Genomic DNA, 21,289 nt, shown 5'->3' on the forward strand with positions numbered 1-21,289 from the left:
CTTTTTACCCAGGGAGCTATTCACACCGATGCCAACATCGACAAAAAGAGAGTTTCTCAGGATCTTACAGATTGCCTCAAAGAGTAGCCGGATTCACCCGGTAACTCTTTCCGGCAACCGTGGCAAAGGTTGTTTCGTAATATTCTTTCCCGTTGGAAGTAACCGGAGAAGAAGTAGTCACCTCTTTACCACCCTCTTTAATCGTAACAGGAACCGAAGTCCTTAACCGGCACTCGTTACCACTTCCGGAAAGAATCGTCGCTTCTGACAAATGACCTTGTTTCCAATTCATGGCTACTTCGAAATTTCCACGTGCTTTCAGACCGGATACAGAGCCTTCGCTCCATACATCGGGCAGGGCAGGCAACAGTTGGATAAATCCGGCATGGCTCTGCATCAACATTTCGGCTACACCGGCTGTATATCCGAAGTTACCGTCGATCTGGAAAGGAGGATGAGCATCCAGCATATTCTTAAACAGGCCGCCTCCTTTACGTCCATTACCAAAACCGACCGGGTTGAATAAGTTTGAAACAATTTTATAAGCATGGTTTCCATCCTGCAAACGGGCCCAACAGTTGATTTTCCATCCCATCGACCAGCCGGTGGCTTCGTCGCCACGCAAGATCAAGGTTTGTTTGACTGCATCGAACAAATCAGGAGTTCCGTCCGCAGTGATCTGATTACCGGGATGAAGTCCGTACAAATGGGAGAAATGACGGTGTTTCGGTTCCCATTCCTTAAAATCATACATCCATTCCTGTAATTGGCCCCGTGCACCGATCTGATAAGGTAACAGGCGGGGAAGTTTATCCTTCAGTTCAGCCTGAAGCGATTCGTCCAAACCCAGCATTTCCGCAGCTTGAAGCGTACGGGTGAAAGTTTCGCGGACAATAGCCATATCCATAGTCGGCCCCATCGTCATAGCCCCCTGTTTACCGTTATCCATGATAAAACGGTTTTCAGGAGAAACGCCGACAGGAGTTACCAAACGTCCGTTACCATCATCTATCAGCCAGTCGGCAAAGAACTCGGCTGCTCCTTTCATCAACGGGTAAGCCCTGTTCTTCAAAAAGTCCTGATCCTGCGTGTAAAGATAATGCTCCCAAAGATGGCTGCATAACCAACCTTGCACCATCGGCCAGAAAGAGGCAGTCGGCACATTATCATTGGGTACGGATTCACGCCAGATAGATGTATTATGATGCCCTACCCAACCGCGCCTGTTATACATGTTGCGGGCTGTTTCGGCTCCGGAAACCGCCAGTTCGTCGATCAGGCGGAAAAGAGGTTCGTGGCATTCGGACAGGTTGGTCACTTCTGCCGGCCAATAATTCATTTCGGTATTGATATTGATTGTATATCCACTGTTCCAGGCAGGAACAACATCTTTATTCCATATTCCTTGTAAGTTCAACGGTTGTCCTCCGGGACGCGAACCACTGATCATCAGGTAACGACCGAACTGAAACAACAGAGCAGCAAGATCGGGATCCCCCATCGTCTCAAACTGGGCAATACGTTGATCGGTAGGCATTGCCTTTTGTTCCGGAGAAGAAGGCAGTTGCAAATCAACGCGGTCGAACAGCTTCTGGTAATCTGCCATATGGCGTTGTTTCAATTGCTTATAATCATAAGCAAGGGCTTTATCCAGAATACCGGCAGCTTTAGCGGAAGGGTCTACGCCTTCACGGCTCGGACTTTTATCGAAACCGTTGAAACTGGTGGCCATACTTAATACGAAGTAAACTTCATTGGTATTATACACATGTACGCCCGCATCGGTTATTTCATAATCGCCACCTTTAGGAAGAACAGGCTTCAACTGGGCTTCGAAGAACATACCCTTGTTATCAATCTCGTCACCGTAAAGAACACGTTTATCGAATTTACGGTTCCCTTTTTCATCATATAATTCCGGATGCTTATATTGATCGCCCCAGGCTTCCATCTGTTCAAAAGTACGGCGTTCCACATATCCCGGAGCCTGTCCGTGAAGAACCAGACGGTCGGTTCCTTTCGACTGTTTGGCAGTCGGGTGCGGAGAGGTGAAATTAAGAGACAGATCAAGGCCGTCCGGAGTACTGCTTTTCAAGTGGACGATAATAACATCGTCAGGATGGGAAGCAAATATCTCACGTTCATACTGCACACCGTTCTGTTCGAAAACCGTACGGGTGACGGCATCCGAGATATTCAGTTCACGTTTATAACCGGACACTTCTCCCGGCTTGTTGTTCTCGATAAACAGATCGCCAAAAGGCTGATAATACTGGTGCAGACGCCCCAACCAATGTTTGCAGACAAGGTCGGAGGCTTCGTCATACTTTTGCGCCTTCATCAGTCCTACCACCTTATCGAACATCTCGGGGGTAATTTTGATATCTTTAAAGACAGTAGAAGGTTCCCCGCTATAAAGCGTGTTTTCGTTCAGTTGCAACTGTTCCTTGTCTACGCCGCCAAACACCATGGCTCCGGCACGGCCGTTACCGATCGGAAGGGCTTCATTCCAGTTTTCCGAAGGTTCGTTATACCACAAGACAAGCGATTCTTTCTTTTGTGTTTCCGCACACGCAAAACAACAAAAACATAGAAGAAGAGAAAATAAAACGCGTATATTCATGATTATTAGATGTTAATTACAAAAAATGTCTCCGGACAACAAAAGTAGTTGTTTTCCGGAGACATCAAAAGTTTTTTACAATATTTCAATCAGAGCAGGTCTATATTACCCAAAGTTAGCTTGCCTTCCTGTGCCATTACAGTAGGTTCTATACGCACATAACGGGCAGCAACAGTATTCTTGAAATAATGGAAACGTTTAGTCGGGTCGTTCACTAAATTCCCGAACTCCACACTTTCCACTGTTTTCCATTGCTGTCCGTCATCACTGACTTTGACAACAACTTTGGTCACACCTCCTTTGAAGTTCTTACCGGCCTGTGGCGCATAAGCCAATCCGCTTAGTTCCTGACTCTTTCCTAAGTCAATAGTCAGATACAACGGATTACCTTTCACCTCTGACAACTTCCAGTCTTTCTTAATCAATCCCAGTCGTTCACTGGACACAGCTCCTTTTTCACCATGTAAAACAGCAACCGCTTTCAATTCACAACGATCCAATACAACCGGTTCTTTATATTCGGTAGAAGTTTCGCTCGGTTCAGTACCATCTGTCGTATAATAAATCTTATATCCTACATTCAGGTTACTTGCAGCATTTTCTCCGTGAGGTTTCCAACCGAACTCTTGCATTTTGGGCTCTATTTTAACTACTCCATTCATATCCCGACTAAAGCTTAGTTGGGGCGGACGGGCTGTATAATAATGGGCAGAAACATGACTAATTGCCGGAGTCAGGCGAGATTCCAATAAACGGAAACGAAGCTTGTCGGTCGTCACTTCCGGGAAACGAAGGATACGTTTATAACCGATATTGGTCGATACGGCAATCTCTTTCCAGGCGCCGTCGATCCATGCGTCTACCGCATGTTTCTCCACACGTTCGCTATGAGTGGCAATGGCTTCCTGAAGCATGATACGGTTGAGGGTGACAGGAGAAGGCATCGTAACAGTAAACTCCTTCTCTTTCATCAACAAATAAGTATCATTCTTTCCATCCAAAACTTCTTTCGGACCTTTAGCACCAGCCAGCAAATCCGTGCCGTATGTCTCGCGAATACGTTTACCGGCCTCTTTCAACGACTCAACGTCTGCCGGAGAGAATTTACCGTCACGGTTAGGCGGTATGTTCAACAGGAAGGTAGAGTTACCTCCAACAGCCCGTTCGTAAATATCGAACACATCATCGGCACTTCTCACTTTCTGATGTGTATCATCACGGTAGAACCAGCCTTCACGGATAGACGTATTAGTTTCTGCCTGCTGATAATGCAGGTATTTTGCCTGATATAGTTTCTCGCGATCGCCCAGCACGGGGTCTGTCATATCGGCAAACTGTGTCATTGTATCCGGATCTGCCTGGTAAGTGATTACGTTCCATTCCGTAGGACGGGTTCCACCGGCCTCGTTACCACACCAGCGAACATCTTCACGACCGAATATCACAGCATTCGGAGCCAGTTTATGGATCAGTTCTTTCCATGCCGGATAGTTGTAAGTCTGGCCACCTTTCCGTTTCGGATGTGCACCGTCAAACCAGACTTCATGTATCGGGCCATATTCAGTCAGTATTTCAAACAACTGGTTCAGGAAATATTCATTGTAATCGTCCACCACAAACTCAAATTTCGTTTGGTTGGCAAACGGTCTGCCCGGCACTTCGCGCGGGATGGTTCGTTTTGTATATTCACTGAGATTTCCATATAATCCGTCAGGACTTTCTATCTGGAACAAATCGGCCGGTGAAAGATAAACACCCAGCTTCAATCCGTATTTCTGACAAGAAGCGGACAAGTCTTTTAAGACATCGCCTTTACCGTCCCGGAAATTCGACGACATAATGCCATGTTTTGTATAACGGCTTTGCCAAAGGACAAATCCGTCATGATGCTTTACGGTAATAATAACCATTTTCATGCCGGCAGCTTTCATCGCTTCACACCACTGATCGGTATCGAGTTCCTTCAGATCGAACACTTTCGGATCTTCCATACCGTTCCCCCATTCCATCCGGGTAAACGTATTCGGCCCGAAATGAATAAAAGCGATAAACTCATTTTGCAGTGCCGCCAATTGGTTAGGAGTCGGCACCACATGGGCAGCTTTCTCAATAATGAGTTCTTTAGTGTCGCCCTCCTCAATTTTAATCGTATTTTGAATAGGCATACTCGATTCCTGCGTTTGAGAACAGGCAGAAAGAAGCATAGTCCCTACCAAAAATGAATAGATTTTTTTCATGTGTTTTATATGATAAATATGTTGAGAAACCAAAAATACGCTTTAAATCTCTAATTCAATAAATTAACATATGTAAAAAATTACACAAAGGTTTACGGATATTTCTTTACTTGTCGGTAAATTCCACATAGACATCTTCAATGGTCGACACCAAAGGATAACCGCCTATAGAATCACCCAACCCGACTTCTTTCGGTGCAGGAGGCATAAAATCAGCCTTTACTCCTTTTACATCAGCACCCTCTTCTGTCAATGTCACAATAGCATACAGAGGTTTATCATACATCATAGAATATGCCATCAGGCCATATTTATCATTGATTTCTTTTGGAAATCGCTTCTCTGTCATAGTCTCCTTGCCGATCCACACATAGGAAGCACTATTGATCTGCATATAGGTGATCCCATTAATATTTTTCGTATAATTACTATGGTTATGCCCGCTGAAAGCAAGTAGCACTTTCTTAAATCCCGCACGTTTGTTTTCCTTTTCCAGAATGTTCCGCACTTCTACACCGTTTTTAAGTTCACTATCCAAACTTTGATGAGACAGCAAAACGGTCTTCAAGTCCGTCGATGCCAAATCCTTTTCCAGCCATTCCATTTGCTCCTTGTCCATATACGAATGGTTGCTCAACGGATACTTCCCATAATTCGCATGGTCATAATGATGAATTTCTTCACCATCGGAATAATTATTACCATCAAGTACCACAAAATGAAAATTACCCTTGTCAAATGAATAATAACGATTCGGCATACCCATTCCCACTACATATTCATCTACACTGTAACGGTCAAGGTCATGATTCCCTATGGCATGATGTTTTTCTCCTTTAAAACTGTTCCATACATCTCTGTACACTTGGCTCGCACTGTCAAGTCGACAAAAATCCCCTAGTTCAATGATAAAATCGACATTCTCATCACTGGCCGCTTTAATAAATGTTTCAACACGTTCCTTCCCGCCCGGAACATCCGGTGCATGAAAATCCGATGCAATGGCGAATCTTACCGGTGCTTCTTTTTTTACACAAGATATCATCACCGTCCCCATCATGGTTACAGCTAGAAACAAATGCACTAATTTCAAATAGTTCATAAATTTAATTATTGTTTTATTAAATATCGATTACTACCTTGACGAATATCCAAATACTTCTGCCATAAGACTTTAATAAGTCATTAAGTTTTTTTCCATTTCAAAAGTACGTCATTATTTCCCAATTCGTCCCAATTGTAAGAAGAAAAATTTACGCAAAGGTTTGCATACCCTACTGAACCAATGTGTTTTTATTGGTTTTCACACAAATCCATCCCATCCACACATATATTTACATAATTCAAAAACAAAAGAATAAAAATCATACATCTTTCAATCTTGCTGTATTTTTAGGTACACTCGAAGTACCACTACCGGTGCACGATATACCAGCGGTGACGCTTCGAATGTTCCTATGAATTACCCGGATTTAATATCAGTCATCGATTGTTTAGAATTTACTCCAGAAACACCTCTACGTCTTTCATACGGTTGGCTGGAAGAACTTCCAATTTTTGAATTCTACCACCACTATATTCGACCTCAACAGTTGTGTTCTGTGGTGCATGTAACTTAAAATACACATCTTTCTCTTTGGGCCAACAAGGTAATATATGTATTTTATCACCTACTGTCTGCAACAACATCTCCTGCAAACCAATCATACCTGATCCTCCCCAATTATGATCCGGAACCCAATCATGACCAGGTCCCCAAAACGTAGGAAAACGTCGTTCTGCACTTTTCAACTTCTGCATGTTATAACTATACGCCTCATCTACCATCCCCATTCGTGCATAAAAAATACCATCCTGGTGCCAACTGATTACCATATTTTTAGGGAAACTCCCATGCTTCCAAGTGTTCTTAAACAACTGAATTTTATTACTATTGATATCATATCGGTTAAACGGAAAAAGTGGATAAAATTGCGGACACTCCACATTTTGATATTTAATAAACGATTCTGCCGGTTTCACTATTGTATCCCCTTTCATCACATCATAATACAGACCGGGCAATCGCTGCAAATAAGAAGAGAAGTAAGTCCTATCCTTTTCTGAAATAGAATCACTCTTCAACCTCAGTAACTCCTCCAAACAAGAATGAATACCCGAAACCAAATCCGCAGGATTCTTCGCTCCACGATATGATTCACAGGAAGTAGACGGGAAAAATACTAGCTTACCGTTATTATCCAAAGCTTTCCCGGTCCTCATCAATTCTCTTTTCTGATAATGTTCATCGAAAAAGATCAAGGCATTTTTGATAAAAGGCATATATTCGTCAATATTCCTGCCGGTAAAACGATGATATTCCAAAATCATATAGGCATGTTCGACCTGTGATTCCCAATGATAGGCAATAGAACCATTAGCCATAACTCCATGTTCCACCGGCTCAAAATAAGTGTTGACAGCTTTTATCTCCGGCGAACCGAATGGCAGTTCTTTTCCCCGTTGCCTAATATTACTATCATTCCAGCCCCATCCAGCTCCAAAATCAAGTCCTGCATCATTTGCATATTCGCAGAACATGGCGCCATTGTGTCCAAAATATTCCTGAACCCTCAATTGTGCACCCTTCAATCCACGTTTATACAAATTAAACTGGGCTATCATCCCGTCAAAATCTCCACTTTTTAACAGAGGCCAAAAAAGAAGACGTTGATTTTGCGCCGTAAAAACATCTCCACCCCATTGTCGCCAATCCGGATCATGCTCTAATCTGGAATCGACATATGCAGGGTCAAAAGTAAGATTCCCTCCATTAAATTTAGAAGGATATTCTCCATATAAATTACAACCTAACTGATAGCGAAATAACTGATAGTTACGACCGACCTCCCACAAACAGGCAGAATCCCTTCTGGTTGGATCTGTAATTATCCAACTTTGATTCCAAAATTCTCTCCACCATTCTGTGTTTCTCTCCGGATTTCCTTTTTCATTATTTGCCACAGCAGCCTTTTCTTTTAAACAGGAGATCCATTGATTAACATCTGCAGTTTGCTCCTTATAAGTTGCAATCTGGAAATGATAGTCATTACTGGCCTTTTTACTTTTCAGAGACCAGGATTTAAAATCGGTGTTGCAATACTTTCCTTCTGTTATACTTCCAGCGACCAAATTATCTCCAAATATAAAGCCTCCGAATGTCAGATTACTAATAGTATTGCATATTTCATCTTTATAACGGGAAAGCTTCTGTTGCTCGATCATTACATCCGGTGATAAGGTATTCCCTGTATTCCTATGATAAAACAGAATCCCATTTTCAGAAAAAACAATCTGATCTTTTTTCTTGATAACTTTCCCCGGATAACCTTCCAGTCCAAAACAACCGAAACGTCCTCTATTTTTATCAGTCAGTTCCTTATCTTCCGTTCTCCAATTCTCGTAAAAAGCTTCTAATGCTATTTTTTTATTCGAATGCATGTCAAAATGGATAGACTGGGTAAATATATCTACCCAGACTTTGATACAAACAGACTCTCCGTTATCCTTATTGGCCGATATCAGAATGGAACCATCTTTCAGTTTTAAACATTGTTCAAATTTAGTATATTGAATAAATGGGTTAGGAGAAAGACGTAATCGGACACGCCCTAATTTCAAATATTCTCCGTTTTCGCTAAAACAGCCACTTTTCTGCATATAAAGTAAAATATCACCAGACTCGACCCACACATTACAACAGATATCTCCTCCTCCAAATGGCATAGATTCCGATGCATTCAAAGATGGTTGATCCCAAATGACATTGTACATGTCAGTCCACAGGGAAAGCTTTTCCTTCTTTCCCGAATATTGACAAGAAAATAATGCTAGAAAACAAATTGAATATTTTAAATAGTCCCCAAAACTCATAATATCTATTTTTTTTCCAAGAATTCATATAACTCTGCTGCTGTCATCAATAGACTTCCGACCGAATAGCCTCTAACCGATTTCTTTTCAACCTTTCCCGGTTTATCTGCCACCATTTGAACCCAGCCAATTTTTCCTTCTGTATTTACAGCTTTTACCAATGCATTCCAACCCTTTTCTACAGCCGGCATATATTTATCCTTAGGTAAATGCCCCTGGTTAACGCCATAAGCCAAAGCATAAGTAAATAGACCTGTTCCACTTGTTTCCGGCATAGGAAAAGTCTCTTTGTTCAACAAACTAGAACGCCAATAACCATCTTCCCCCTGAAGTTCGATCAGTTTTTCACACATCTCCCGATATAATTGCAGATAAAACGGACGGTACTTTTTATCCTCTTCCGGCAGATTCTTCAATACCTCCACTAAACCCGCTATTACCCAACCATTACCACGGCTCCAGAAAACCTTTGTCCCATTTTCATCTTTCGTATCTAGATATCTTGCATCCCGATAAAACAAATGCTCCTCTTTGTCATATAAATGATCATATGTTGCCAAAAATTCCTTATGTGCAAACTTCATATATTTTTTGTTCCCTGTCAGAGTGTATAAACGAGCATATACAGGGGGAGCCATATATAAAGCATCACACCACCACCAACGATCACTATGCCCCTTCGTTACATCGATATTTTCTGCCGGAGGATTAGCCATCACCCAATCAACCCGGGCTTTTGTCGGGACCAACATATTCTCTTTTTTAAACTTAGCATACATATCCAAATAGGCCTGTCCAACACAAAGATCATCACCATGATACATTCTGTTACCCACTTGCCAGGAGAAACCTGAAAATATCTTATTCAGAAAATCGATATAGCCTTTATTATTAGAGCAGTCAGCCCAATCAAATAAACCATTGTACAGAACACCGCTTACCCATCCCTGATTACAACTATTTCTATTTACTTTATAATCTTTCATTTGCCAATCAAAGACAGCATTTGCCACTTGTGATATTGCCTCTTTATTCAACTCCGAGCTGAAGCCTTTTGCCTTTTGATTGATACGGATCGCCGAATTGTATGCTCTGAAACCCGGATACTCATAGTTATACATCCATAAAACATCCGGTTGGCCTCCCTTATGATTTCTAACGACAAATGGTCGTACATTATCACGTGAAGACTCACTGGTGATCGTTTCCGTTTTCCACTTTTCTTTACCTCCGACAAAAATCCATCGCTCAATCTCAAAAACATTGTTTATTGGTCGGGAAGTATAAACGATTGAAGGATTTTCATGATCCAAATAAACACCACCGGAATAATTACATTCATATTCAGGTTTTTCTTTTACATAATTTGATCGCTGAAACCATTGCCCGGCTTTAGTAATAAGATGATTTTCCCACTCACTACCAGTCCAACGGGCATACCAATAAGAATGACTGTTATCCCGATCACTGAAACGAGCATACACAAGTACTGGATTTTCATCCTTATCGAATGCAATATCCCAGATCCAGGCTTTATCGAATGTTTTTGTAGCATCATATACTTTATCAACCTGACTGGGCATAACTGCATGCTCCATACTCTCTGACACAACATCTCCGTTTGCCTTACATAATTTTCCATCTTTATACATCATGAAATAGATAGAATTGGTTGCCCTATCCCGCGGATGTGCATCAGTAAAAGCAAAAAAGATTTTATCTTTATGGTTCGTTGTCATTTTCATGTATGGACGTCCACTCTCACCGTAAATACTATCGTTGACAACAATTGTTACCGGAGCACTCCAATTCTTTAAATCATCACTTGCAATAAAAGTCGGTTTAAAATTACGTCCCCTAAAAAAGAGATAAGTTCTATTATTCTCTCCAGAAAGCATTGCAGCATTCGTATAACAAACCCCAAGATTTCCCGGCATTTTAGGAACAATCGAATCTAATTTACTCCATGAACTAATATCCACCGGCTTTTCAGTCGTTGCATAATAGATTGGAGAATTTGTCGTTCCCCCATGTGCCGAAAAGAAAATCATAATACGTTTGTCCGGGAGAATCATTACAGAAGGATTAGCATGATCGTCATAGTCCAGCTGATCCTTCAATTTATATTGTTTTTTCTGCTGATTAACCGGATCATAAGAGAAAGCCCATATACTTCCTTGTTTATCAACAAATCCTCCTATTATTTTATTTTCCACATAGACAGCCCTTGGATCAGAGAACCAACACCAGGCGCCATCCTGTGTAACAAATGCATAATCTTCTGCATAAGAAGGGGCCTCATCATACTGTTGAGCACACAAATTCCCCTGACAAAAAATTAAAATGAGTAATATAATACCTACCAAGTTTTTCATAAATACTTATTTTTTATAATTCCAACTAGCTTTTTCTATTTAAAGAGCATGGTCCGCCTTTACTTCTTTGCCACTCCAAGCTTTCAGATTAGTCCATTCGGCAAACGGCTCCGACCAAAATTCATCCGTTGTCGGCAATCCCAGCGCCAGCAGACCGACAGCACACAAATACACGCTACCAGTATTGATATACGATTCGGACATATCGAGTTGTTCACCGGTAAATCCAACACGTAGCCAACCATCCGAATCAAAATTGGCCGGAGACTTAAATTGGTTACGTATCACTGTCGTCAATGCACAACGGACTTGTGCCGGCTTAACTCTTCCTGGTAACATATGTAATAATGCAGCTTGGCTTAATGCATGAAAAGCACCGAACCGATAACAAATAGAACGGCCCACTGCAGGGAAGGTCCCTTCCGGAGAGATAAAACGTTCCAGTTGTTCTGCATACCGAGTATGACGTTTCAATTGTATTTCCAGAAAATCTGCACCTTCCAAATGATGTTTTTTCATCATTTTCAAAACATCGGTCAACATTGGATGAATGACAAAACTGTTATAATAGTCCATATGAAAAAACTTTCCATCTCCATAAATGGCATCGCCTTTATACCACTGGTCACGGAATTTAAAAACTCCGTATGTCAAACGCCCCATATCACATTCGCCGGTAAATTCCAGCAATGCAGCTTCCACCATAGAAGCAAATAGCAACCAGTTGTTTTCTCCAGGTTTAATACCCCGGCTACGTTTAAGTTCTGTGATCATCCGTTTTTGAGTCTGATCATCCAACTTCTCCCACAATTGTTTAGGAGCACGAAGCAATCCTTGAGCTAAAAAGGCAGCGTCAACCAACGGTTGGGAAGGTTCTCCGAAAACCAAATAATCCGGAGCACTAGGATCAACAGCATTCCTTAATCCTCTTACTGCCAAATCAATATATTTCGCCCGCAATTGACCTTCCGGGGTATTATCCGGTCCGAGTTCTAGCCATGGAGCTATTCCGCAAATCAAACGTCCGACAGCTTCCAGATGCGAAAACTTACTTCTTGTCTTCGATAAAGACTCATAAGGCATATTCTTTTTCAATGTGTTCTGACTCAGATTAATCAATACAGGATCGGCAATGCGTGTCATCGCACCTATCCAGACAATCCGGTCATCCTCTTGCGCTTTAACAAAAGGAACATATACTAAAGCTACGACAACCAACAATAATTTAAAAGTATGTTTTATCATGTTATGTAGAGTTTTTAATTATCAAACGTAAAACTTCTATTCCAAAAGACTACCATTCGACCTGTAACATGTTCCTTATACAAATAGGAACACTCCAGGCCAAATGGTAACAAATGACATACTATTAATTGGTATAATCCAATTCTGCAGCCTTCGCTTCTTCCAGATTGTCAAACGGAGTTACATTATACTCATATCCAGCATATCCCTTGTTTTGATTGATGCGACCTTCTCTGTTCGCATCAATGGTACCTTGAGGGATCGGGAAGAATATATGATACGGAGCAATAGTATACTTTACTCCGGAACGAGTTTTTATACCCGAATTATAGAAATTATTGTATTTACAAATCCTTTGCCACCAATAACTATCATCAGACAATTTTTCTTCCGTATAAGTCTTTCCGAATTCATCAGTCTGTCCTGTCAATGCGAAAATATAAGAAACACGACTTAATTCAACATGACGCCATTCTTCCAGATATAATTCTCTTGCTCTTTCGTCCATTATAACTCCCATATTCATTTCTCCCGGAGTAAACAGTATTGAACATTGGGATCTTTTACGAATCGTATTGACATCTTCTGCAGCTTTAGCTACATCCCCTTTCCACATATACGCTTCAGCTCTCAAAAGATACGTTTCGGCCAAACGAAACATATACCAATCTCCTTCTCCTCCTTCATAGTTATTGCTATTCTCATAATTAGGATCTTCTACCCAAGTTTTATAATGAGGCCAGTTAAACCAGTTTCGTATCGTATCGGAACATAACAATTCTCCATTATCCCCATACAAACGAATATTTTTCCCTGCATACTCATTTCCCTCCGAGAATAATTTAGGATGATTATATTTGAAATTTTCCATTACCATCCAATTTCCATGTTTCACGCTATGGCGCAAATCTGTCGAATCATTTACCCACAACGTATATTGGTTATAATTCGTTGGACGCATGCGAGCAACTCCACGCCCATAAGTTTTTTTATAATTGAAATAAGTTGTAGTAATATCCATGCCTTGTTTACCATTCGGAGTCATGATTCCAATAGCTCCAGCAGCAGGCCAAAAAGGAACTGCATTACGCATTGTTTTAAGACGAATACTACTTTCCGCTGATTCATTACGACTAATCATACAAAAGATTGCTTCTTTATTCGCCGATGTCATTTTATTTTCAGGTCTGTGTAAATCCCAGATTACATTGCGTGTAACAGGATGAACATCCGGCATCGGATTGATAAAGGTTCCGAAATTTTCAGTCATTAACGCATATCCTGAGTTATTGATTAAAATATTAGCCTCTTCAATTGCTTTATCAAACTGTCCTGTTGCCAAATAACATTTAATCAATAAATGGCGACAAGTTCCTTTATCAATCATACCTCCATAATCAGCAACTTCCGGCACATTTTGAACAGCATATTCCAAATCTTTTGTGATCATATCCAGAATAACGGAACGCTTTGTCGATTTATAATCGAATTTTGTACCCTGTACTTCTCTCGTAAACAACGGTATATCCTTATATTGAAAGACTGTATTAAAATATCTGTAGGCACGGTGAAAATAAGCTCTTCCCAACATTTCATCATGTAACTTAGGATCCAGTCCCTCTACATAGTCAATATTCGTAATGATGGAATTTGCATATTTAATACCAGCATAAGCTTGACTCCAAAAGTAAGTATACCTTATCGTTGAAGCATTATCAGTAGCAGTAGGTTGCATCAGTGTAACAAGATCAATCCCTACTCCAGGTATTGAAGGCTGGTCTGTTGTTCCATTCACCGCCATCTCTGAAAAAAGATTTTCAGAAACAAAAGGAGCTCCGTCCGCATCTTGCCAATGAAAATACATATTGCGTAAATGCTTGTCACAAGTAGCTAAAGCAGACTCTAGTCCTTCCTTTGTTCTAAAAGTCTTGGATGGCTCATAAAAAGAGAGAGGGTCCGGTTTCAAAAAATCCTCAGAACATCCAGAAATCATCAATGCTGATGACAAAACTGCAGCCATCATAATATATTTAATATGCTTTTTATTTTTCATGTTTTATTGTTTTTATAACGTTAAACTTAAACCGAAATTAAATGAAACAGGAACCAGACTTCCGTATTCCGGATCATTATACTGCCATTCCTTAGTCCAGCAAGCCACATTACGAACACTTCCCGATACACGCAGTCCTCCTAAATGGTATTTCGATAAAAACTTTTTAGGTACATTGTACTCCAGTGCAATACTTTCCAAACGTATAAATGACTTATCTATAATACGTTGACCACCACTAGCCACATTCGAACCACCTAAGCGGGCATAATCATTCGTAGGATTCTCCGGAGTCCAATATTTTAGCTTATACACATTTTGTCGCTCTGCTTCATATCCACTATTAATAAACTCTTCAGAACCTTTCTGTCCCCACTTAGAATAAATATTTACAGAGACATTAAAATTCTTCCAAAATGTAAAGTCATTTCTAAACGACCAACGGAAACGGGGGGAAGTAGATCCTAAAAATACTTTATCATCATTGGAATATCTTCTGTTTTCGACATCATATATATCTTTGAATTTAGGGTCTCCCGGAACCTGTTTATATTTAGCAGCCTCCTCTTCTTCACCTAACTGCCAGATTCCTTCATATTGATAGTTCCATATTTCATTAATATCATGACCGATAAACCATTTATTCTTTTCATCATCCACTTCTTTTCTTCCAATTACATTACCATTTTCATCCAATACATCTTCATAAGTATAATATAAATGCACGATCTTATTCCTGTTCAGGGAAACATTCAGGCTGGAATTCCATTCAAAATTCCTATTCTGAATATTCAATGTATTTAGTGTCAATTCAAAACCTTTATTCTGAACTTCACCCAAATTTGTGGTAATGCTTGAAAAACCGGTAATATCAGACAAGCTCTGACTCATAACCAAATCTGTAGTTGGCATATGGTAATATTCAATACTACCTATGATACGATCATTCAGGAAGCCAAAATCAAGTCCAAAGTTCCAGGAAGTAGTTCTTTCCCAACGCAGGTTCGGATTCGCCATACGACTGACATACAACATTGAAATTTCCTGCAAAGATCCATTTGAACCTATATAACCATAAGGCCCTGATCCGGTCGTCAAGTTAGAGAGGGCATCATATATTCCGACACCACGATTACCGTTGGATCCCCAAGAAGCTCTTAACTTACCACGGCTCATCGGTTCCCAGGTAAAAAAGTCCTCTTCCGTAAATGCCCAGGCCAAAGCAGCCGACATGAAAGTTGCTCTCGGATTCGATGTTCCAAACGCAGAATATCCATCACGACGAACCGATAACGTTGTCATATATTTATCATCATACGAATAGAATAGACGAGCTAACAAGGCATCCCCCGTACTGTGAGTATCTTCTGTTAAAAAAGAACTTTTTAATTTGTCGGCACCTCCTACATAATGTAGCCCCAATGCATCTGTCGGAATAAAATCACGTGCATTAATTTTATCTGTCCATTTTCTATGTTCCTCGGCTTCCTGAGCCAATGTTACATTCACTTTATGCTTTTTAGCAAATGTATAATCCCAGTTAATCGTATTATTAACCAACCACTCAAATCGCTGTGTTTGTTCTCTGTCTACAGCACCATTATGTTTCGTTTTCCATTCCGGATGCTGTGAAGACTCGTGATAACGATTATGATACCATTGGAAACGCGGAGTAAAATTAAGCGTATAGCTAATATTAAAAGGTAATTTAATCTTTGCCGTCAAAATAGTATTCAGTGTAGTATAACCACGTTCCAAATCTTTATACTGTCTATCAAAACGATAGTTATACCCCATATTTAAAGGATTTTCACCCATAGGATGCCATGCCAAACTACCGTCTTCTTCATAAGGCGTAGAATATGGAGAGTTCTTTTTTAATACATCTTCCGGCTTTACAGCTAAATTTCCATCTGTGCGATCCTGAAAATTCACATTTGCTCCTAAAGTCAAGAAATTGGCAACGGTGGCATCTACCTTTAGATTCGAACGAATACTCTTATAATCATCCCCAATAATTTGTCCTTTTGAATCCAAGTATCCCAATGAGAAATAATAATTCACCTTTTCGCCACGACCGGAAATACTCGCATTATAGTCCTGCTTGATTCCTGTTCGATATGCTTCATCGTACCAATCATACGTTTTACCGGCAAAATAGTTTTCTTTTTCTTTATCGAACAAGCCTAAACGACTCAGCCAGATTTCATCATCTGTCCCCTGTTCTACTGACATTGCTCTCCACTCATCAATCGTTAAACCATATTTCTTCAGATTTGCAGCAGTCGGTTGTCTATATTTACCCGGATTAACAAAACCAGTCTGGCTGTCAAACCAATCTGAACGAAAGTCCAGATATTCATTGGCATCGTACACTTTGCGTTGTCTTCCCATAGTGACAACTCCCCAGTTAGCGTCAAAACGTACAGTCGGTTTTTCTGATTTTCCTTTTTTAGTCGTTATAATAATAACACCATTAGCCGACTTGGCACCAAACACTGCAGCAGAAGATGCATCCTTCAGTACATCTAACTGATCAATATCCTGAGGATTGATTTCTGATAATTCACCAAAAAATATAACATTATCCACTACAATCAAAGGATCATTATTTCCCGATAATGAACGCTGGCCTCTGACCTGCAATGATCCGCCACCTTTGGCAGAAGAACTAACGCCGACATTCAAACCCGGTACTCCTGTCCGTAAAATATCTTGTACCGTAGTAATACCTTCTTTAAGCAACTTATCAGGACGTACTTGGGCTACGGCACCTGTAAGATCTCTTTTACGCATCGTACCATAACCGACTACTACAACCTCATCTAAAGCCAGTGTATCCTCCTGCATAGTAATATTAAGAACTGTTTTTCCCTTCACATTAACACTCTGACTCAAATAGCCAATAAATGAGAACTGAAGAGTCGCGCCATCACCGACTTCCAATGAATAGTTTCCATCTACATCTGTAATAATACCATTAGATGTTCCTATCTCTACAACATTAGCTCCGATTATCGGTTCTCCTTTAGCGTCAATTACAACTCCTGTTACCTTTTTCTTATTTTGTTTTATCTCCTGAATACCTTTGGATAAGGTGATATAATTATTTTCAAATACATAATTAATATTAGCATTCCTGCACACTTCTTCCAAAAGTTCCGTCACTTTAGCTGAGGTCTTTTTAAAAAAGATCAGCTTATCCACATCTACATCCTGATTTCGGAAAACAACTAAATAGTCAGTCTGTAACTCAATCTCTTTTATCAACTGCTTGATAGAAATATTATTTTGTTTGATTTTAACAATTGTGTTTTGCGCATCCATATCTGTTGCCATCAACTGACATACACAGACAAATAAAAGTAATAGCGATATTCTCATAATCCTAAAAAAATCTTTAACGCTGTTATTATGCACAGCAAAATACTGTAACAAAGTTTTTCTTTTCATACATTTGTTCAATGTTTAAAGTGAATACTAAAAAATTTTACGTCTTGTGTTTACTTTACATCGGCGGCAGTTGTTGGTAGCTTCTGCCGCTTTTGTTTTTACTTGTGTTATTTCCTCATAAGCATTTCGTTTTTAGTTTAACATTCTATTTACTTAAGGTTATTATATTCCGGTCTTTATCTTTTTCTACTTTAAATTTCCGTATTTGCTGCAATACCCGAAATACATCATCCAGACTATCACGCTGCCTGAACTTACCTGTATAAGTATCATTAAACAAGGAAGCATCTTTTACTATAATCCTAACGTCGTAATATAACTCCATTTTCTTCAGAATATCGATCAGAGGCTCGTTTTCAAAGGCATAAATACCCTCACGCCACAAAAAACGCTCTTCGAGGCTTATCTGTGATACAATCATTTTTCCCTCTGAAACAGTAACTTGTTGATCCGGCTTCAAAATAATCCCTTCTTTCTCCTTATCAGGAAAAAATACTTTGACAGTACCTTCCAACAAACTAGTCTGTATATATCCGGCATCCGGATAGCAGTAAACGTTAAACTGCGTACCCAGTACTTTCATATCGATATCCTGTGTTGAGACAATAAACGGTTTTGAAGGATTTTTCGCCACATTAAAGAAAGCCTCTCCTTCAACAGTCACTCGTCTTTCTTTCCCAACAAACTGGGCCGGATAAACCAACCTCGACTTTGCATTCAACCAAACCTCCGTTCCATCCTGTAAAACAAGTTGTGCACGTTGCCCGGCTGGTGTATATAAAGTATTCATTGTATTGGATAATAAATTCTGTTGCAAACTATTCTGCATATATAAATATGTCAATATACTTGATGATACGACTAATACTGCAACAACTGCCGCATAACTTAATCGCCGTACCCACAGTTTTAAGCTAACTCCACGTTGTTTCGCGGAAATAAACTGATCAAATTTATCTTTGCCGACCTCCCTGTTTTCCATCTGATGCCCCAGATTCAATAAAGCGTACATATTCTGATATTCCGCAAATTGCCTCTTCAGTTCCTCATTTGCTTCAACATCATGCAGCAGGGATAAACGTTCCTCCGGGGAAAGCTCCTCATAAAAGTATTTTTCTATTCGTTTGTCCATATTTTCCGTTTAATAATTAATAAACGGATGAAGGGATGAAAACCCCCAAAGGAGATATCCAATTTTTTAGTTATTCAGAAAAAATAAAAGAAGAGGCAAGTAGTCTTTCAGTTCAGACTTTAGTTTCTTATAAGCAATATTCATTTGGTTTTCAACAGTTTTAAGAGATATATTCATTTCTACGGCAATATCTTTCTGTTTCTTCCCTTCTATTTTACTTTTAATAAAAATCTCTCGGCATTTTTCCGGTAAAGAATTTATCACTTCCGATATTATCTTTTCAATATCCTGTTCCGACAAAAGTGATTGGTCAAATAATTCCAATGACGCCAGTTTTACTTTTAAAGTAATCTGATACTCTTCTTGCATTTGGCTTACAGCCTCTCTTACAACGATATCATGGCGTAAATGGTCGATGCACCTGTTTTTTATCGATGTAAAAAGGAAAGCAACTAAATTTATGTTATAGGTAAGAAGCTCCTTTTTCTCCCAAAGTTCTGTAAAAACATCCTGTACTATGTTTTCCGCATCTTCTTCAGACAGGACATATTCCTGAGCAAAACATTTCATTCTGGAGAAATATGATACATATATTTCTTCAAAATCATACGGTATATTCCTCTTTTCTGTTAACATCTCTCTCTCAGATAAATAAAATCCCGGAAAACAAAAGTAACTGTTTTCCGGGATTATCCAACGATTCAAAATATTTATTCTTCTATCCAGCTTAGTTGCTTCCAGACTTCGGGACCATCATTTTTCTGGGGGACTCCCGGAGTACTACGGCCTTCCCTGACGTATTTTATCATCAGCTCCTTCAACTCTTTCACGATCTCAGGATGTTCTGCATATACATTTTTTGTTTCTGCCGGATCATCCTTCATATTATACAACTGAACCAACGGCAATGTTTTAATTACATCATCATCCGTACCCGGTCTCGGAAAACTCCAACCGCCGGAGCCGGGAGACAACAAGAGTTTCCATTCTCCCTTACGGATCGTGAAATCACCATTGATCGAATGATGAACCGTAGCCTCACGGATAACATTACTTTCTTTCTCATTCAACAACAAAGGCAGGATATTGTAGCTGTCCTCACCTTCAGAATCTTTCAACTGATAATCGGCAACAGCGGCAAACGTTGCAAAGAAATCAGTCAGACAGACCGTCTGGCTTACCGTATGAGATTTAACCTGTGCCGGCCATCTTACAACACAAGGGATACGGTGACCGCCGTCAAACAAGTCGGCTTTATGCCCGCGATAAATATAACTCGGATAATGCCCCTTTTCCTGTAGTTCATCAAACTTGGCCTGCGGACTGCAACCATTGTCGGTACTGAATACCAATATTGTATTATCATCAACACCGGCATCCTTCAATGCTTTCATTACTTTGCCAACCATATCATCCACCATCAGCACAAAATCGCCGTAAGGATTCAGGCCGGATTTACCCTGGTACTCCTTGATCGGCAAGATCGGAGTATGAGGGGCCGGTAACGGGAGATACAGATAGAAAGGCTTGTCTTCCTTTGATTTATCATGGATATAATCCACCGCCCTGTTGATAAAATTGGGTAACGTCTGTTCATGATCAAAATCGGAAGCCGTCGGTCCCTTACGCCAATACTTCATACCATCATTCACCGTTACCCGGTCAGGCAAAGCAGTCGGCATATCATTTTCCACATAAACATAAGGAGCCATATCCAGGGAAGCAATGATCCCGTAGAAATAATCGAAACCTCTTGTCGTAGGCCCGTTGGAGATAGGCTTGCTAAAATCCACACTATCCGGCCCTGCTTCTATATTATTCCAATCCCATCCGAGGTGCCATTTCCCGATACATGCCGTCTGGTACCCCTGATCCCTCAGCACAGAAGCGATCGTTCTGCGGTCCGGAGCGATCAAAGCCTTATTGTATCCCATCAATACACCGGATTTGAGATCGGAACGCCAGTTATACCGTCCGGTCAACACACTATAACGCGAAGGTGTGCTGACGGATGAACTGGAATGTGCATCTGTAAAAATAACTCCTTCATTGGCAATCCGGTCGATATTAGTCGTTTTTATCTTGGAATTTTCATTCAATGCAGAAACATCTCCATATCCCATATCATCCGCAAAGATGAACACGATATTCGGCTTCTTTGCTTCCTGTGGCTGTTGTTGGGCACAACTGCTAAAGACTGCCAGGCTGCCTAAAGAAAGAAGCAGCCCGCGATTTTTGATTAACTTATTCATATCTCTG

At 40.3% G+C, this 21,289-nt stretch carries 11 protein-coding genes; all 11 read right to left on the reverse strand.

The genetic code is table 11. The features are described from left to right. Positions 1 to 76: 76 nt before the first annotated feature. The gene (locus HMPREF1535_RS05705; protein WP_007655572.1) at positions 77 to 2,623 is read right to left on the reverse strand and encodes a glycoside hydrolase family 95 protein; all 2,547 of its coding nucleotides are present in this window, start codon (positions 2,621 to 2,623) and stop codon (positions 77 to 79) included. Positions 2,624 to 2,712: 89 nt separating this feature from the next. Then, the gene (locus tag HMPREF1535_RS05710; protein ID WP_046145548.1) at positions 2,713 to 4,860 is read right to left on the reverse strand and encodes an alpha-L-fucosidase; all 2,148 of its coding nucleotides are present in this window, start codon (positions 4,858 to 4,860) and stop codon (positions 2,713 to 2,715) included. Positions 4,861 to 4,966: 106 nt separating this feature from the next. Beyond that, the gene (locus HMPREF1535_RS05715; protein WP_046145549.1) at positions 4,967 to 5,962 is read right to left on the reverse strand and encodes a metallophosphoesterase family protein; all 996 of its coding nucleotides are present in this window, start codon (positions 5,960 to 5,962) and stop codon (positions 4,967 to 4,969) included. 398 nt (positions 5,963 to 6,360) lie between these two features. After that, positions 6,361 to 8,772 (reverse strand): DUF5703 domain-containing protein, encoded by a 2,412-nt coding sequence (locus HMPREF1535_RS05720; protein WP_316246729.1) that lies wholly within the window; start codon positions 8,770 to 8,772, stop codon positions 6,361 to 6,363. Between the two features lie 5 nt (positions 8,773 to 8,777). After that, the gene (locus HMPREF1535_RS25320; RefSeq protein ID WP_046145550.1) at positions 8,778 to 11,147 is read right to left on the reverse strand and encodes a glycoside hydrolase family 88 protein; all 2,370 of its coding nucleotides are present in this window, start codon (positions 11,145 to 11,147) and stop codon (positions 8,778 to 8,780) included. Positions 11,148 to 11,186: 39 nt separating this feature from the next. Next, complete coding sequence (locus tag HMPREF1535_RS05730; RefSeq protein WP_046145551.1) at positions 11,187 to 12,392, reverse strand: DUF2264 domain-containing protein; 1,206 nt, start codon at positions 12,390 to 12,392, stop codon at positions 11,187 to 11,189. Positions 12,393 to 12,516: 124 nt separating this feature from the next. Further along, positions 12,517 to 14,445 carry a RagB/SusD family nutrient uptake outer membrane protein gene (locus HMPREF1535_RS05735; protein WP_046145552.1) on the reverse strand — a complete coding sequence of 643 codons (1,929 nt, stop codon included), beginning with the start codon at positions 14,443 to 14,445 and terminating at the stop codon, positions 12,517 to 12,519. Between the two features lie 12 nt (positions 14,446 to 14,457). Continuing rightward, positions 14,458 to 17,829, reverse strand: a complete 3,372-nt coding sequence (locus HMPREF1535_RS05740; RefSeq protein WP_244275574.1) for a SusC/RagA family TonB-linked outer membrane protein — start codon at positions 17,827 to 17,829, stop codon at positions 14,458 to 14,460. A gap of 214 nt (positions 17,830 to 18,043) precedes the next feature. Next, a complete protein-coding gene (locus tag HMPREF1535_RS05745; protein WP_046145554.1) occupies positions 18,044 to 19,030 on the reverse strand; it encodes a FecR family protein in 987 nt (328 codons plus the stop codon). 66 nt (positions 19,031 to 19,096) lie between these two features. Then, entirely contained in the window at positions 19,097 to 19,666 is a 570-nt protein-coding gene (locus HMPREF1535_RS05750; protein WP_046146432.1) for an RNA polymerase sigma-70 factor, read from the reverse strand. 74 nt (positions 19,667 to 19,740) lie between these two features. Then, a complete protein-coding gene (locus tag HMPREF1535_RS05755) occupies positions 19,741 to 21,282 on the reverse strand; it encodes a sulfatase family protein (protein ID WP_046145555.1) in 1,542 nt (513 codons plus the stop codon). Between the last annotated feature and the right edge of the window lie 7 nt (positions 21,283 to 21,289).

The organism is Parabacteroides goldsteinii DSM 19448 = WAL 12034 (genome assembly GCF_000969835.1).
In the GTDB taxonomy this organism is placed as follows: domain Bacteria; phylum Bacteroidota; class Bacteroidia; order Bacteroidales; family Tannerellaceae; genus Parabacteroides; species Parabacteroides goldsteinii.

Coding starts and splice junctions, on each gene's coding strand:
- HMPREF1535_RS05705 (WP_007655572.1), bottom strand. CDS start 2,623: ATGAATATACGCGTTTTATTTTCTCTTCTTCTATGTTTTTGTTGTTTT.
- HMPREF1535_RS05710 (WP_046145548.1), bottom strand. CDS start 4,860: ATGAAAAAAATCTATTCATTTTTGGTAGGGACTATGCTTCTTTCTGCC.
- HMPREF1535_RS05715 (WP_046145549.1), bottom strand. CDS start 5,962: ATGAACTATTTGAAATTAGTGCATTTGTTTCTAGCTGTAACCATGATG.
- HMPREF1535_RS05720 (WP_316246729.1), bottom strand. CDS start 8,772: ATGAGTTTTGGGGACTATTTAAAATATTCAATTTGTTTTCTAGCATTA.
- HMPREF1535_RS25320 (WP_046145550.1), bottom strand. CDS start 11,147: ATGAAAAACTTGGTAGGTATTATATTACTCATTTTAATTTTTTGTCAG.
- HMPREF1535_RS05730 (WP_046145551.1), bottom strand. CDS start 12,392: ATGATAAAACATACTTTTAAATTATTGTTGGTTGTCGTAGCTTTAGTA.
- HMPREF1535_RS05735 (WP_046145552.1), bottom strand. CDS start 14,445: ATGAAAAATAAAAAGCATATTAAATATATTATGATGGCTGCAGTTTTG.
- HMPREF1535_RS05740 (WP_244275574.1), bottom strand. CDS start 17,829: ATGAGAATATCGCTATTACTTTTATTTGTCTGTGTATGTCAGTTGATG.
- HMPREF1535_RS05745 (WP_046145554.1), bottom strand. CDS start 19,030: ATGGACAAACGAATAGAAAAATACTTTTATGAGGAGCTTTCCCCGGAG.
- HMPREF1535_RS05750 (WP_046146432.1), bottom strand. CDS start 19,666: ATGTTAACAGAAAAGAGGAATATACCGTATGATTTTGAAGAAATATAT.
- HMPREF1535_RS05755 (WP_046145555.1), bottom strand. CDS start 21,282: ATGAATAAGTTAATCAAAAATCGCGGGCTGCTTCTTTCTTTAGGCAGC.